Source organism: Pararhizobium sp. DWP3-4 (assembly GCF_049898205.1).
Classification (GTDB): Bacteria; Pseudomonadota; Alphaproteobacteria; order Rhizobiales; family Rhizobiaceae; genus Pararhizobium.
This window is the reverse complement of sequence record NZ_JAFCXF010000006.1, coordinates 247962-261683: the sequence shown is the minus strand read 5'-3', so window position 1 is coordinate 261683 and position 13722 is coordinate 247962. Positions and strand designations below refer to the sequence as shown.

Annotated in this window: 16 protein-coding genes; 8 read left to right on the top strand and 8 right to left on the bottom strand. The window is 59.6% G+C overall.

The window, feature by feature from the left end; genetic code table 11:
- Positions 1–7: 7 nt before the first annotated feature.
- Positions 8–190 carry a Flp family type IVb pilin gene (locus ACP7E6_RS17480; protein WP_426231007.1) on the bottom strand — a complete coding sequence of 61 codons (183 nt, stop codon included), beginning with the start codon at positions 188–190 and terminating at the stop codon, positions 8–10.
- Between the two features lie 315 nt (positions 191–505).
- On the opposite strand from ACP7E6_RS17480, the gene ACP7E6_RS17475 reads away from it, so the two are divergent.
- The 7 genes from ACP7E6_RS17475 (at position 506) to ACP7E6_RS17445 (ending at position 6133) form a co-directional block, all read left to right on the top strand.
- Positions 506–931 carry a pilus assembly protein N-terminal domain-containing protein gene (locus ACP7E6_RS17475; protein ID WP_426231006.1) on the top strand — a complete coding sequence of 142 codons (426 nt, stop codon included), beginning with the start codon at positions 506–508 and terminating at the stop codon, positions 929–931.
- 196 nt (positions 932–1127) lie between these two features.
- Complete coding sequence (locus ACP7E6_RS17470; protein WP_426231005.1) at positions 1128–1745, top strand: TadE/TadG family type IV pilus assembly protein; 618 nt, start codon at positions 1128–1130, stop codon at positions 1743–1745.
- A 19-nt stretch (positions 1746–1764) separates the two neighbouring features.
- Positions 1765–2364 (top strand): TadE/TadG family type IV pilus assembly protein, encoded by a 600-nt coding sequence (locus ACP7E6_RS17465; RefSeq protein ID WP_426231183.1) that lies wholly within the window; start codon positions 1765–1767, stop codon positions 2362–2364.
- A 159-nt stretch (positions 2365–2523) separates the two neighbouring features.
- Positions 2524–3744: a phosphopentomutase gene (locus ACP7E6_RS17460; RefSeq protein WP_426231004.1), complete on the top strand. Its 1221-nt coding sequence runs from the start codon at positions 2524–2526 to the stop codon at positions 3742–3744.
- A complete protein-coding gene (locus ACP7E6_RS17455) occupies positions 3741–4709 on the top strand; it encodes an adenosine deaminase (protein WP_426231003.1) in 969 nt (322 codons plus the stop codon). The genes ACP7E6_RS17460 and ACP7E6_RS17455 overlap by 4 nt, the downstream gene beginning before the upstream one ends.
- 108 nt (positions 4710–4817) lie before the next feature.
- The gene (gene upp / locus ACP7E6_RS17450) at positions 4818–5447 is read left to right on the top strand and encodes a uracil phosphoribosyltransferase (protein WP_037104170.1); all 630 of its coding nucleotides are present in this window, start codon (positions 4818–4820) and stop codon (positions 5445–5447) included.
- Positions 5448–5617: 170 nt separating this feature from the next.
- Complete coding sequence (locus ACP7E6_RS17445) at positions 5618–6133, top strand: retropepsin-like aspartic protease family protein (RefSeq protein ID WP_426231002.1); 516 nt, start codon at positions 5618–5620, stop codon at positions 6131–6133.
- On the opposite strand, the gene deoA is transcribed toward ACP7E6_RS17445, so the two are convergent.
- The 7 genes from deoA to ACP7E6_RS17410 all read right to left on the bottom strand — a co-directional run bounded on the left by deoA (position 6123) and on the right by ACP7E6_RS17410 (position 13172).
- Complete coding sequence (gene deoA, locus ACP7E6_RS17440; RefSeq protein WP_426231001.1) at positions 6123–7442, bottom strand: thymidine phosphorylase; 1320 nt, start codon at positions 7440–7442, stop codon at positions 6123–6125. The genes ACP7E6_RS17445 and deoA overlap by 11 nt on opposite strands.
- Entirely contained in the window at positions 7439–8212 is a 774-nt protein-coding gene (gene deoC / locus ACP7E6_RS17435; RefSeq protein ID WP_426231182.1) for a deoxyribose-phosphate aldolase, read from the bottom strand. Before deoC ends, deoA begins: the two co-directional genes overlap by 4 nt.
- A 136-nt stretch (positions 8213–8348) precedes the next feature.
- The gene (locus tag ACP7E6_RS17430; RefSeq protein ID WP_426231000.1) at positions 8349–9140 is read right to left on the bottom strand and encodes a purine-nucleoside phosphorylase; all 792 of its coding nucleotides are present in this window, start codon (positions 9138–9140) and stop codon (positions 8349–8351) included.
- A complete protein-coding gene (locus ACP7E6_RS17425; RefSeq protein WP_426230999.1) occupies positions 9137–9529 on the bottom strand; it encodes a cytidine deaminase in 393 nt (130 codons plus the stop codon). Before ACP7E6_RS17425 ends, ACP7E6_RS17430 begins: the two co-directional genes overlap by 4 nt.
- A 2-nt stretch (positions 9530–9531) precedes the next feature.
- Positions 9532–10503 carry an ABC transporter permease gene (locus ACP7E6_RS17420; protein WP_426230998.1) on the bottom strand — a complete coding sequence of 324 codons (972 nt, stop codon included), beginning with the start codon at positions 10501–10503 and terminating at the stop codon, positions 9532–9534.
- A gap of 3 nt (positions 10504–10506) precedes the next feature.
- The gene (locus ACP7E6_RS17415) at positions 10507–11640 is read right to left on the bottom strand and encodes an ABC transporter permease (RefSeq protein WP_426230997.1); all 1134 of its coding nucleotides are present in this window, start codon (positions 11638–11640) and stop codon (positions 10507–10509) included.
- Positions 11637–13172: an ABC transporter ATP-binding protein gene (locus ACP7E6_RS17410; RefSeq protein WP_426230996.1), complete on the bottom strand. Its 1536-nt coding sequence runs from the start codon at positions 13170–13172 to the stop codon at positions 11637–11639. The genes ACP7E6_RS17415 and ACP7E6_RS17410 overlap by 4 nt, the downstream gene beginning before the upstream one ends.
- Positions 13173–13453: 281 nt before the next feature.
- Here ACP7E6_RS17410 and ACP7E6_RS17405 point away from each other — a divergent pair, with 281 nt between their 5' ends.
- On the top strand, positions 13454–13663 hold the full coding sequence (locus tag ACP7E6_RS17405; protein WP_426230995.1) for a SlyX family protein: 210 nt from the start codon (positions 13454–13456) through the stop codon (positions 13661–13663).
- Positions 13664–13722 lie beyond the last annotated feature (59 nt).

Here is a 13722-nt window from a genome sequence, read left to right as displayed (position 1 = left end):
CGACAGATTAATACTTGCCGTCAGCGGTCGTCATCTTTGTGCTCAGGTCGTTGAATGCAGTGTTCAACTGCGAACCGAGCGCCGTGGCGCCGGTGATCAGGGCAACGGAGATGAGAGCGGCAATCAGGCCGTATTCGATCGCGGTCGCGCCGGACTCATCCTTCATGAAACGTGCAAAAATCTTGGTCATGGTATCTCTCCTACTTCACTTGTTTGTTCAGCACTTCCGCCAACTGTTTCCGTTGATCGGATGAGCAAACCCTACAGAGGGTGAATTTCAATTGGCTTAAAGAAAAGAGTTACCGACATGTTAACGGTTGACACCATATTTCATGATAAAAACAACGGTAACGCAAAGTATAAAATGCTATTTCCGTCCGGGAGTCGCGATGTCTGACGGATACGTGCACGCTGAACGACCTTGGAGCGCCAAGGAAGGCACGGATTTAACGCTTCATTCACCAAAACAGTGGATGCTGGGGCATCGCATCATCAGGAAACCGCCATGAATTTGCAAAACACAGCCATCGGCGCCCGGTCGCTGACAACGGCCTTCGCAATTCTGGTTTTTACCCATTCGTTATTGGTGCGCCCGGCCGTTGCTGCCGACGAAATGCTCAACGTTTTCATGAACCAGGCGCGGGTGCTCAAGCTTGACCGGCCCGTAAGCAAGGTGATCATCGGCAATTCCGACGTCGCCGACGCCACTGTTGCCGATGCAAAAACAATCGTTCTGACCGGGCGTTCCTTCGGAACCACGAACCTCGTCATTCTCGATACGGATGGAAATGCCATCGTTGACGAGCGCATTCTGGTCTCGATCGATGAAGGAAACACCGTACGCGTCTTCCGCCAGACGGTCCGCTCCGTGCTGTCCTGCACCCCCAATTGCGAAGAGCACGCAACCCAAAAGACAGCCACTGCAAACTGAGGGACTGCGTCACCGAACGGACCAGTTGTGAGTAGCGGAAACGACGGCACGTAATTCGGATGGGAGGCAAGATCTGGCCACCAATTCTTATCATCCGGTAATTGTTTCCATTCAAATTATCATCGTCCTTGCATACGAAATATCAACAGTCGGTTCCTAATGTGCCTCATCGTATGGCGCATTGCGGAATGGCGAAATGTTCAACAACCATGATGAAGACGTCGCTGCCGGTCAGATTGACGGGCCTGCGCACAGTAAACGCAATCGGGGCCTGTTGCGGCGTCTGTTCAAAGACAAATCCGGAACATCGGCGATTGAATTCGCGCTTCTCGCTTTGCCTTTCATGGTCATCGTTTTCGCCTCTCTTGAAACGTTTGCGGCATTCACGGGAGAGCAACTTCTCGCCAACGCCACGGAAACGATGGCTCGCAAGGTGCGAACCGGCCAGATCACCTCGTCGATGACCCAGGAAGACTTTCGCCGAGCTTTTTGCGCCGAGATTTCCGTTCTCATGACCTGCTCTGCAACCGAAGCCAAAACACCGTCGAAACTGTTTATCGACGTGCGGAGCTTCGCGGATTTCTCCAAAATTCCAAGCACTCTCCCACGAAAAAATGGCGATCTTGATACAGACAGCTTCCAGTTCAACCCAGGTGGGCCGACGACGATCACCATAGTGCGCGCCTACTATCGCTGGGAAGTCATCACCGACCTTGTACGCCCCTACATTACCAATTTGCGCCCGGCTGGGAGCAGCATGCCGAAAGACTACCTGATGGTGGCAACGGCCGCCTTCCGCACAGAAAGCTACTGAGGAGCAGGCTATGAAGGCCATGGGTTATCATAGAGCATTGCTCTCCTGGAAGCTGGAGGCTTTCAGGGCTTTTTGGCGCGACCGGAAGGGAACGGGTGCGATCGAATTCGCGATCATCGCCCCGTTGCTGATCATGGCCTATATCGGTTGTTTCGAAATCTCGGTCGGCTTCAACGTCTCCCGAAAAGTCTCCCGCGCCTCAAGCACGGTGGCGGACGTGCTGACACAAATGCAAAGTGTCGATAAGGCCAGTCTCGACGGCATGAAAGCCGTCGCCAAAAGCGTCATGTCACCATTCGAGTTAAACGATAAAACATACACGCTGAAGATGACCGGCATCCAGATGACGGCGCCAGGCGTCGGCGTCGTGAACTGGTCCTATGACCAAGCAGGCACTGCCCCCTACAAGGCCGGCTCGACCGTCATAATGCCAAGCGATATCTCAGCCGTTAACACCTTCATCGTCCGATCGGAGCTGGTTGTTCCACACGAAATACTGCTCTTTGCACCGGGGCTCTCTAAAAACACTTTGAACACCGTCGATATCTCCAAAACCTCCTATTTCCGCCAGCGCGTCGGTACCGAGATAAAATGCAGCGATTGCCCTGCGTTTAAGTAAAATTCTGCCACCACCGCCTGAGCAGACATCCGGCAAACATCTGGCCATTTGCAATATGCACGGCCTCGGCGTATTTCTGCGCGCTTTCATCTCCGCTGTGACCGTGTGAGATGAAAACTAAATTTGTTCTGTCGCTCCTGCAGTATTACTGGGTGGTTCATGGCGCGTGCCTTTCTGTTCGTTCTTGATTCCTTCGGCATCGGCGGGGCGCCGGACGCTGCCGAATTTGGCGATGATGGCGCCGACACGCTCGGCCATATCGCCGAATTCTGTGCGGCTGGCGCGGGTGACCGGGAAGGCTTGCGCGAAGGACCGCTAACGCTTCCCAACATGTCGGCGCTTGGCCTGCTGCATGCCGCAAAACTTGCCAACAAACGCCTGCCCGCCGGCATGCCGCTGCCGGAACGGGTCTTCGGGCTCTATGGCGCGGCAAGCGAAGTCTCGCGCGGTAAGGACACGCCCTCCGGACACTGGGAAATCGCTGGAACGCCGGTCACTTTCGATTGGGGTTACTTCCCCGCCGAGGGCGACGCCTTTCCGCCGGAACTGGTCGAAGCGATCTGCCGTGAAGGCGACGTTCCGGGCATCCTCGGCAATTGCCATGCTTCGGGCACCGACATCATCGCCCGATATGGCGAGGAACACATGCGGACCGGCAAGCCGATCTGCTACACTTCGTCGGATTCGGTTTTTCAGATCGCGGCACACGAACAGTCCTTCGGACTGGAACGGCTGCTTGAATTTTGCCAGACGGTGCGGCGTTTGCTCGACGACTACAATATCGGCCGCGTCATCGCCCGGCCCTTCGTCGGAACGACGCCCAGAGATTTTGCCCGCACCGGAAACCGCCGCGACTATTCCGTCCTGCCGCCGGAACCGACGCTGCTGGACAGGCTGAAAGAGGCGGGCCGAACCGTTCACGCCGTCGGCAAGATCGCCGATATCTTCGCCCACCAGGGCATCGGCCGTATGATCAAGGCGAATGGCAATATGGAGCTGTTCGAGGCGACGCTGAAAGCCATGGACGAAGCCGAGGACGGTGATCTGGTTTTCACCAACTTTGTCGATTTCGACATGCTCTTCGGCCATCGCCGCGACGTGCCGGGTTATGCTGCGGCCCTCGAGGCCTTCGACCAGCGCCTTCCCGATCTGGATCGCAAGCTGAAACCCGGCGACATCGTCATATTGACCGCCGACCATGGCTGCGATCCGACCTGGCGTGGCACCGACCACACGCGCGAACGCGTGCCCATCCTTGTCTTCGGTCCGGGCATCCGCACCCGCTCGATCGGCGTGCTGCCAAGCTTTGCCGATATCGGCGAAACGATTGCCAAACATCTGGGCCTTGCACCAGGCCTCCATGGGAGAAGTTTTCTGTGACCGCATATCTGAAGAAGGCCGAACTGCATTGCCATATCGAAGGTGCGGCCCAACCGGGGCTCGCCCTGATCCTGGCGCAAAAATACAATGTCGATATCAGTGGCATCATCAAGGACGGGGCATACCTCTGGGCAGACTTCACCCAGTTCCTCAAATGTTATGACGCCGTTGCCGAGCTTTTTCGTAGCGAAGAGGACTATGCGCTTCTGGCCGAAACCTATCTGACGGAACTGGCAGCCGCAGGCACGATCTACAGCGAAATCATCGTTTCCCCTGACCACGGCAATACGATCGGCATCGGCAGCGACGCCTACATCCGTGGGCTTGCTGCCGGTATCGAGGCTGCCAAGCAAAAGACCGGCATCGAAGGCCGGATGATCATCACCATTATCCGGCACATGGGACCGGAAGCGGCGGAGCGGACGGCACTTTATGCAGCCAAGCGCGACCATCCGCTGGTCACCGGCTTCAACCTTGCGGGCGACGAACGCATGCATACGGTCGCCGACTTCTCCCGTGCTTTCGATATCGCCCGGGATTGCGGTCTTGGCCTGACCATCCATGCCGGCGAGATGGCCGGTGCCTTCAGCGTGCGCGATGCGCTCGATCATGTGCGTCCCTCCCGGATCAGCCACGGCGTCCGTGCCATCGAGGACGCAGACCTTGTCAAGCGGATTGCCGACGAGGGTGTGGTGCTGGAAACCTGCCCGGGCTCCAACGTGTCGCTGCAGGTCTTTCCGGACTTTGCCTCGCATCCGCTGCGCGCGCTCTACGAAGCGGGCTGCAGGGTGACGCTCAATTCGGACGATCCGCCATTCTTCCATACGTCGCTGAAGCAGGAATACGAGATCGCCTCACAGGTAATGGGTTTTTCCGACGACGAGATCAACGGCATGACGCGCACAGCGATCGAGGCTGCCTTTGTCGATGAGCCGACGCGTGCACGCCTGCTCGCCGCTCTTTGAACTGCGCGGGCTGGGGATGACGCTGTAAAGCGACGCTCGGGCCTTGCGGCGTCTCGCCTTTCCGTGAAAAAAGGATTTCAAATCCAGATCCCGCAGGAGGGCTTGACCATGGACGGCGTTACAGTCATTAATCACCCGCTTGTTCAGCACAAGCTGACCATCATGCGCAAGAAGGAGACCTCGACAGCGGGGTTTCGCCGCTTGCTGCGCGAAATCTCGACATTGCTCTGCTACGAGGTCACCCGCGACCTCGAACTGACGATGGAAACCATCGAAACGCCGATGCAGACGATCCAGGCGCCGGTGCTCGAGGGCAAGAAGCTGGTTTTCGCCTCCATCCTGCGTGCCGGCAACGGCTTGCTGGAGGGGATGCTGGAACTGGTTCCTTCCGCCCGCGTCTCGCATGTCGGAGTCTACCGGGATCATGAGACATTGGAAGCCGTCGAGTATTATTTCAAGGCACCGGAAGCCATGTCCGAACGACTCGTCATCGTCGTCGATCCGATGCTGGCGACCGGAAATTCCTCGATCGCGGCCATCGACAAGCTGAAGGAGCGCGGCGCAAAAAACCTGCGTTTCCTCTGCCTGCTGGCCGCGCCCGAAGGCATCAAGAATTTTCAGGCCGCGCATCCGGACGTGCCGATCTTTACTGCTTCGATCGATAGCCATCTCAACGAGCAGGGCTATATCGTGCCCGGCCTCGGCGATGCCGGCGACCGGATGTACGGCACCAAATAAAGCCAAACGGCTGGCCATTCCCGGCGGGCCGCCGACCAGACACGTCTTGCCGGTTCCTTAACCAGTTTCACAATTCGACACGCGGCCGCCGGAAAATCCGGCGGCTTTTTGCATCCCGTTAGCGGATGTCGTGCTTAGCTGCTGAGAGGTTTTGCGTGTGGAGTTGATCAATGCTGGTTCGCCTGGCTGTCTTTGCCGGAGGCATCGTTGCCGCTGCCATGGTGCTGCCAGGGCTTGCGACCTCCTATCTTGAGCGCCCGCAGGCCGACACTGCTGCCAAACCGGCCCAGACTAGCGCGGCAAAATATGCGGGCGGCAAAGGCGTCATCATGCAGCCGGGTCCAGGCGGACATTTCCTTGGTACATTCACCATCAACGGACGCAAGGCCGACGGTATGGTCGATACCGGCGCCAGCATGATCGCCATCAACATATCGACGGCGCGAAGACTGGGCATCTCGACAGGGTCACTCTCCTTCACCGCCAGAGCCAATACCGCGAACGGCATCGTCAAGGGCGCTTCCGTCATGCTGGACCGTGTCGAGATCGGCACGATCACGGTCAAGGACGTCGAGGCGATGGTTTTGCCCGACAAATCGCTGTCGGGCATGCTGGTCGGCATGAGTTTTCTCAACAAGCTCTCGTCCTACCGGGTCGAGAACGGCGCATTGCACCTTACCCGCTGATTTTGGAAACGATCACCGGCCGCTCAGGCAATGTGTCGTTACCGATCGCATAGATATCCTGCAGCCGGGCACGCGCCTTCAATGCCTGATCTTCGCTGGAGGCATGGACAAAGGCGAAGGGCTCGCCCTTTTCGACCTTGGTCCCAAGCTGCTTCAGGCCGCTGAAACCGACCCTGTGATCGATCGCTTCGTCCGGCCTTGTGCGGCCACCCCCGAGCGCAATGACTTCCATCCCGACATCGCGCGCATTGCAGGATTGAAGATAACCGTCACGCGGCGCTTCGACGGCGAGAACGACCGGCGCCTTGACCAGATAGGCCTGGGGCCGATCGATGAAATCGGCAGGCCCGCCCAGCATATGGACCATGCGGCCGAACCGCTCCAGCGCTGCACCGGTAGTGAGCGCGCGGCGGGCAAGATCGGCGCCCTCCGTGGGGCTGGCAGCAACGCCGGAAGTCATCAGCATTTCGGCGGCAAAGGTCATCACCACCGCTTCCAGGCGCGTTCCAGATTTTTCTCCGCGCAGGAAGGCGACACAGTTTTCGATTTCGACGGAATTGCCGGCCGCGTCGGCCAAGGGTTCGTTCATGTCGGTGATCAACGCCGTCGTCTTGACACCGGCGCCATTGGCGACGCCAACCAGCGAGCGGGCCAGCGTCTCCGCCTCCTCCAGCCCGACCATGAAGGCGCCGTTACCGATCTTGACGTCGAGCACCAGCGATTGCAGGCCAGCCGCCAGTTTCTTCGACAGGATCGAGGCGGTGATCAGCGGCACGGAATCGACCGTCGCAGTCACGTCACGAATGGCGTAGAGCCGCCGGTCGGCGGGCGCGAGATCGGCCGTCTGGCCGATGATGGCGCAGCCGGCTTCCTGAACCGTCCGGCGAAATAGCGCTTCGGAGGGCTTGATATCGTAGCCCGGGATTGCTTCAAGCTTGTCTAGCGTGCCACCGGTATGGCCAAGGCCGCGGCCGGAAATCATCGGCACCGCAAGCCCGCATGCGGCGACGATCGGTGCAAGCATCAGGGAAACATTGTCGCCGACCCCGCCGGTCGAGTGCTTGTCGGCGATGGGATGGCCGATATCCGCCCAGGACAGCACATCGCCGCTGTCGCGCATGGCAAGCGTCAGCGCCACGGTTTCCTCAAGGCTCATTCCGGAGAACCACACGGCCATGGCAAAGGCCGCCACCTGCCCTTCGGAGATCGATCCATCGGTCAGGCCACGGATGAAACCGGCGATGTCCACACTCTCCAGCGCTTCGCCGTTCCGCTTTCGCCGGATGACCTCCTGTGGGATCATGATCAATAGGCCGTCGCGCCGGCGACGGGTTCGCGGCCGTCGAGCACCGAGAGGATGTCGCCCAGCAGGCCGGAGGCGCCGAAGCGGAACGTCGAGGGCATCGGCCAGTCAGGACTGTGGATGGTGGCGGCGAGAGTGAGATACAGGCGGGCATCGCCGACGGTACGAACGCCACCGGCCGGCTTGAAGCCAACCTTGCGGCCGCTTTCGCGGATGCAGGTCAGCATGATATCCGCCGCCTCCAGGGTTGCGTTGACAGCGACCTTGCCGGTCGATGTCTTGATGAAATCGGCGCCTTCCTGGATGGCGATATGGGAGGCGCTGCGGATCAGGCCGCGATCCTTCATTTCACCGGTCTCCAGAATGGTCTTGAGCAGGACGGGCGCCGGGCAAGCCAGCCGGACGGCGGAGATCATCGTGCGAACAGCCTGCTCGTCGCCGGCCATGAAGGCGCGATAGGGGATGACCAGATCGATCTCGTCGGCGCCATCGGCAATCGCCAGCTGCGTTTCAGCGACGACGGTTTCGACCGGTAATTCACCAGAGGGGAAATTGACGACCGTTGCGATCTTGACCGCGCTGTTAGGTCCAAGAATTTCGCGGGCCTGAGCCACAAAACGCGGCCAGATGCAGATGGCCGCAGTATGTCCATGCAGCGTGCGGGCGGACGCGCAGAGTTTCTCAATGGCCTCAGATGTGCAGTCGTCCGTCAGGTCGGTGAGATCGAGCAGTGATAGCGCAAGTGAGGCTATCTGACGATTGGAAGCTTCGAGCATCATGGGGTCCGTCCATTTCTAGATCGCGATCAATCGTGAGCGGAGCTGCGGCCGGTCACGAACGGTTGTTCTATACGCTTGAGACGGTCGCGCAAACCCGTCTTGGGCGCTGGCAATGGCGCGAAGCCCGATCGAGCTATACTGAGATCATTTCCGCAAGGATTGAAGCCAGCCGACGGCCGCCGATCGGGGCCATGTCCTTGGTTTCGTGGTGGCTGAGTTCGCCACCCGTCATGCCCGCGCCAAAGTTGGTGATGACGGAGGCGGCGGCGACCCTCAGGCCGAGGAACCGAGCGAGAATGACTTCCGGCACGGTCGACATCCCCACCGCATCGGCACCGAGAATGCGGGCCATGCGGATTTCGGCCGGCGTTTCGAAATTCGGGCCGGAGAACCACATATAGACGCCGGAACCGAGCGGGATATCCAGCTTGATCGCCGCAGCGCGCATGCGCTCCGTCAATTCCGGATCATAGGCCGATGTCAGGCCGACGAAACGGTCGTCGCTATCGACGCCGATCAGCGGGCTGGTGCCGGAGAAATTGATGTGATCGGTGATCTGCATCACCGATCCCGGCGGCAGGTCTTCGCGCAGCGAACCGGCGGAGTTGGTGAGGATCAGCGTTTCGACGCCCAATGCCTTCAGCGTTTCGATCGGCGTGCGCATCGCATTGGCATCGCCACGTTCATAGAAATGCACCCGGCCGGACAGGACGATGACCGGGACGCCACCAATCCTTCCCGCGACCAGTTCACCGGCATGGCCTGACACGGCGCTGACCGGAAAGCCTGGAATGTCCGCATAGGAAATCCGCAAGGGATCAGCCACGGCCTCGACCAGCGATCCGAGGCCGGAGCCGAGCACGATGCCGTAACGGGGCGACAGGCCGGCAAGCTTGGCCTTCAGCGTATCAGCGGCGGCCGTCATCCGAGGATATCCGTTTCGAAGGAGTGCGGCAGCAGGTCTGACATCGACAGCGTCTTCTTCACACCGCTTTCGTCGCAGAGGAAAATGCGGGTGCTGGCGCCGGAAAACTCGGCAAGCCGTTGGCGACAGCCGCCGCAGGGCGGACAGAGCGCCAGTTTTTCGGCAATGACGGCAACCTCAAGGATCTTCCGCTGGCCAGCCATGACCATATGGCTGATCGCAGTCGTTTCGGCACACCAGCCCTCCGGAAAAGACAGGTTCTCGATATTGGCGCCGGTGTAGATCTTGCCATCCTCGGCGCGGATGGCCGCGCCGACGGGGAATTTCGAATAGGGCGCATGGGCTTTCGCCATGGCCTCGCGTGCCGCCTCGAAAAGCTCGTTTTCCATGGTCAGCGCTCCTTCACATAGGGTACGCCACCTGCCTTGGGCGGGATCGCCTTGCCGATGAAGCCAGCAAGCAGGATGACCGTGAGGATATAGGGCAGCGCCTGCATCAATTGTACCGGCACTTGGCCGATCAGCGGCAACGGATTGCCCTGCAGGCGAATGGCAAGCGCATCCAGGAAACCGAACAGAAGGCAGGCCAGCATGATATTCACCGGGCGCCATTTGGCAAAGATCAGCGCGGCAAGCGCGATATAGCCCTTGCCGGCCGTCATGCCCTTGACGAACCCGGCACTCATGGCGAGCGACAGATAGGCTCCGGCAAAGCCGCAGAGAATGCCGCAGCAGATCACCGCCCGGTAGCGCAGCCAGATCACCGAAATACCGGCGGTGTCAACGGCACTCGGATTTTCACCGACGGCGCGAAGGCGCAGGCCGAAGCGGGTGCGGTAAAGGATCCACCAGCTGAACGGCACCAGCGCGAAGGCGACATAGGTGAGGATGAAATGGCCGGACAACAGCTCGGAATAGATCGGCCCTAGAAACGGCACGTCCCTGACTGCATCGGCAAACGGCAGGGTCACCGTCTGGAAGCGGGCATCGCCGGAGAGGGCCGGCGTGCGGCCGCCCTGGCGGAACCAGGCTTCGCCGAGAATGACCGTGGAACCAGCAACGATGAAGTTAATGGCAACGCCGGAAACGATCTGACTGCCGCGCTGGGTGATCGAGGCATAACCATGCACCAAGGACAGCAGCACGGAGATGAGGACGGCGGCCAGAAGGCCCATCATCACATTGCCGGTGACGGCAGCGACAGCTCCCGCGGCAAAGGCGGCGCCGAGCATCTTGCCTTCAAGGCCGATGTCGAACACCCCTGCCCGCTCGGTGAACAGACCGGCGAGTGCAGCAAAGATCAAGGGTACGGAAACGCGGATGGTCGATTCAAGGATCGCGATGATCGTGTGGAAAAGATCCATGGCTCATGCTCCCCTTGTCTGCGCGGCGGCTACGGAGCGGCGGCCGATACTTGCAAAGGCGCGGCCGATGGCGGGGCGGAACATGTTTTCGAGCGCCCCGGCAAAGAGGATGACCAGGCCCTGGATGATGACAATCATGTCACGCGAGATGGACGGCATTTCGAATGCGATCTCGGCGCCACCCTGATAGAGCATGCCGAACAGGATCGCCGCCGGGATGATGCCGGCCGGATGCGACCGGCCCATCAATGCCACTGCGATGCCAACGAAACCGGCCCCTTGCACGAAATCCAGCTGCATGCGGTACTGCTCGCCCATGATCGGGTTCAGCGCCATCATACCGGCCAGACCGCCGGAAATCATCATGACGATGATGATGATGCGCGCCTCACCGATGCCGGCATAGCGTGCCGCCGACGGGCTGTGACCCATCGTACGCATCTCGTAGCCAAGCTTGGTGCGCCAGATCAGCACCCAGACCCCAAAGGCGGCGAGAAGCGCAAGCAGGAAGGAAACGTTGAACGGCGAATTGCCGAGATTGAGCCCGAAGATCGACATCAGCCAGTCCAGCTTCGGCAGCTGCCCGCCCGCCTCGAAAGTGCGGGTCTGCGGCGCCATCTGGCCGAGCGGCTTCAGCACCTTGGTCAAGAGATAGACCATCAGGCTGGAGGCGATGAAATTGAACATGATGGTGGTGATGACCACATGGCTGCCGCGCTTGGCCTGCAGCCAGCCGGGTAAAAACGCCCATAGCGCGCCAAAAGCGGCCGAACCGATGATCGCCAGCGGAAAGACCACGAACCAGGGCATGGTCTTGTCGAGCCAGAGACAGGCGAGCGCCACGCCGATGCCACCGATATAGGCCTGGCCTTCGCTGCCGATGTTGAACAGGCCGGCATGGAAGGCAACCGCGACCGAGAGACCGGTGAAGATGAAGGTCGTGGCATAATACAGCGTGAAGCCGATATATTCGCCGCGCCCGAAGGCGCCGGTGATCATATAATACGCGGCATCCAGCGGATTTTCACCAACGAGCAGCACGACGAGCCCGGCAACAAGGAAGGCGACGACCAGATTGAGCAGCGGGATCAGGATATATTCGGCCCAGGCCGGCAGTTTTGCGTATGGATTGCTCATTCGGCGGCCTCCTTGCGGCCTTCGACACCGGCCATCAACAGGCCCAGTTCCCCTTCGGTCGCATCCGGATCGCGCTCGCCGACGACACGGCCGGCGAACATGACGATGATACGATCGGACAGGGCGCGGATTTCATCGAGTTCGACGGAGACGAGCAGGACGGCCTTGCCCTGGTCCCGCATCTCGATGATCCGCTTGTGGATGAATTCGATGGCGCCGACATCGACGCCGCGCGTCGGCTGGCCGATGATCAAAACGTCCGGCCCACGCTCCATTTCGCGCGCCAGAACGATCTTCTGTTGGTTGCCGCCGGAGAAATTGGCGGTCTTCAGCCGTGGATTGGGCGGCCTGATATCGTATTTTTTGATCTTTTCCTCGGCATCCGCCTGGATCGCCTTGGTATTGAGGAAGATGCCGTTGAGATAACGCTTGTCGTGGTGATAGCCAAGGATACCGTTTTCGGCCTCCTCGAATTTCAGCACCAGCCCGACATGGTGGCGGTCCTCCGGCACATGGGCAAGCCCCCTGTCGCGCAGGTCGCGCGGATCGACATGGGCGGTGACATCGATGGGCTGGCCATTCAGAAGCACCCTGCCGCCGACCGCCTTGCGGATGCCGGAGATTGCTTCCAGAAGCTCCGACTGGCCATTGCCAGCCACACCCGCAATGCCGACGATTTCGCCTGCACGCAGGTTGAAGGAAACATTGTCGACCATGGTAACGCCGCGGCCATCGCGCACCGTCAGCTTTTCCACCGCGAGCTTCACCTCGCCCGGATTGGCAGCACCCTTTTCAACCCGCAGCAATACGCGGCGGCCGACCATCAGTTCGGCCAGTTCCTCGACCGAGGTTTCCTTGGTCTTGCGGGTCGCCACCATCTCGCCGCGGCGCATGACGGAGACCTCGTCGGTGATCGCCATGATCTCGCGCAGCTTGTGGGTGATGAAGATGATCGTCTTGCCCTGATCCTTGAGCTGGCCAAGGATGCGGAACAGGTGATCAGCTTCGGGCGGCGTCAGAACGCCCGTCGGTTCGTCGAGAATGAGGATGTCGGCCTTGCGGTAGAGCGCTTTCAGGATTTCGACGCGTTGTTGCAGTCCAACCGGCAATTCCTCGATCAGCGCATCGGGATTGACCTCCAGCGCATATTCTTTTTCCAGCCGCTTCAGCTCGACGCGGGCCTTGGAAATACTGGTATTGAGAATCTGGCTTTCTTCGGCGCCGAGCATGACATTCTCAAGCACGGTAAAATTCTCGACCAGCATGAAATGCTGGTGGACCATGCCGATACCGCTGGCAATCGCCGCATTGGGATCCTTGATCGTCATGGTCTTGCCGTCGATGACGATGTCGCCTCTGTCGGCCTGGTAGAAGCCGTAGAGGATCGACATCAGCGTCGATTTTCCGGCGCCGTTTTCACCGATAATGCCGTGAATAGTGCCCTTGCGGACGGTCAGGTTGATATTCTTGTTGGCATGGACAAGGCCGAAGCTCTTGTCGATACCACGCAACTCGATGGCAATATCGCTCATATTGACCCATGTTCCCCAAGCCGGCCCGGTTTTCTCCGCTTTGCCAGCGGCAGCCCAGGCATCGATTTTTTTACCAGTTGGTATAAGTTTAGCATCGAATCCCGGACGTGTAAGTCAGAAAATCAACAGCTCATCCACTCTTCCCAGATCATTGCGGAGAGTCCAGCGCGATTTACGCACTTCCGGGCGAAACGCAATACTGCGGCAGCGCATACTTTATCGATCATGTGGATATGATAGGGGATGGCATGGCACACGAACGACTGCCCTGAGGAAGAACCATGAACAACGACAGCGAGCGTATCATCCGGCTTGAGGAAACGATCGCCCATCACGCAAAGACCATCGAGGAGCTGTCCGATCAATTGACGCAACAATGGACGGTGGTCGAGCAGGTCCGGGCCAAGCTGGACCGGCTGACCGAGCGTTTCCTCAGCCTTGAGGAACAAAGCACCGAAGCGCCGGCAAATACCCGGCCGCCACATTACTGAGCCGGATATTCATCCATGCTCGAATGCACAAAAAAGCCGCCGATCCAAAGGACCGGCGG

Excerpts from the sequence above, each read along its gene's own strand:
- ACP7E6_RS17430 (WP_426231000.1), bottom strand. The coding sequence starts at position 9,140 with ATGACGGCCGCCGCTGATACGCTGAAGGCCAAGCTTGCCGGCCTGTCG.
- ACP7E6_RS17460 (WP_426231004.1), top strand. The coding sequence starts at position 2,524 with ATGGCGCGTGCCTTTCTGTTCGTTCTTGATTCCTTCGGCATCGGCGGG.
- ACP7E6_RS17475 (WP_426231006.1), top strand. The coding sequence starts at position 506 with ATGAATTTGCAAAACACAGCCATCGGCGCCCGGTCGCTGACAACGGCC.
- ACP7E6_RS17465 (WP_426231183.1), top strand. The coding sequence starts at position 1,765 with ATGGGTTATCATAGAGCATTGCTCTCCTGGAAGCTGGAGGCTTTCAGG.
- ACP7E6_RS17445 (WP_426231002.1), top strand. The coding sequence starts at position 5,618 with ATGCTGGTTCGCCTGGCTGTCTTTGCCGGAGGCATCGTTGCCGCTGCC.
- ACP7E6_RS17405 (WP_426230995.1), top strand. The coding sequence starts at position 13,454 with ATGAACAACGACAGCGAGCGTATCATCCGGCTTGAGGAAACGATCGCC.
- ACP7E6_RS17415 (WP_426230997.1), bottom strand. The coding sequence starts at position 11,640 with ATGAGCAATCCATACGCAAAACTGCCGGCCTGGGCCGAATATATCCTG.
- ACP7E6_RS17425 (WP_426230999.1), bottom strand. The coding sequence starts at position 9,529 with ATGGAAAACGAGCTTTTCGAGGCGGCACGCGAGGCCATGGCGAAAGCC.
- ACP7E6_RS17470 (WP_426231005.1), top strand. The coding sequence starts at position 1,128 with ATGTTCAACAACCATGATGAAGACGTCGCTGCCGGTCAGATTGACGGG.
- ACP7E6_RS17420 (WP_426230998.1), bottom strand. The coding sequence starts at position 10,503 with ATGGATCTTTTCCACACGATCATCGCGATCCTTGAATCGACCATCCGC.
- ACP7E6_RS17410 (WP_426230996.1), bottom strand. The coding sequence starts at position 13,172 with ATGAGCGATATTGCCATCGAGTTGCGTGGTATCGACAAGAGCTTCGGC.
- deoC (WP_426231182.1), bottom strand. The coding sequence starts at position 8,212 with ATGCTCGAAGCTTCCAATCGTCAGATAGCCTCACTTGCGCTATCACTG.
- upp (WP_037104170.1), top strand. The coding sequence starts at position 4,818 with ATGGACGGCGTTACAGTCATTAATCACCCGCTTGTTCAGCACAAGCTG.
- ACP7E6_RS17480 (WP_426231007.1), bottom strand. The coding sequence starts at position 190 with ATGACCAAGATTTTTGCACGTTTCATGAAGGATGAGTCCGGCGCGACC.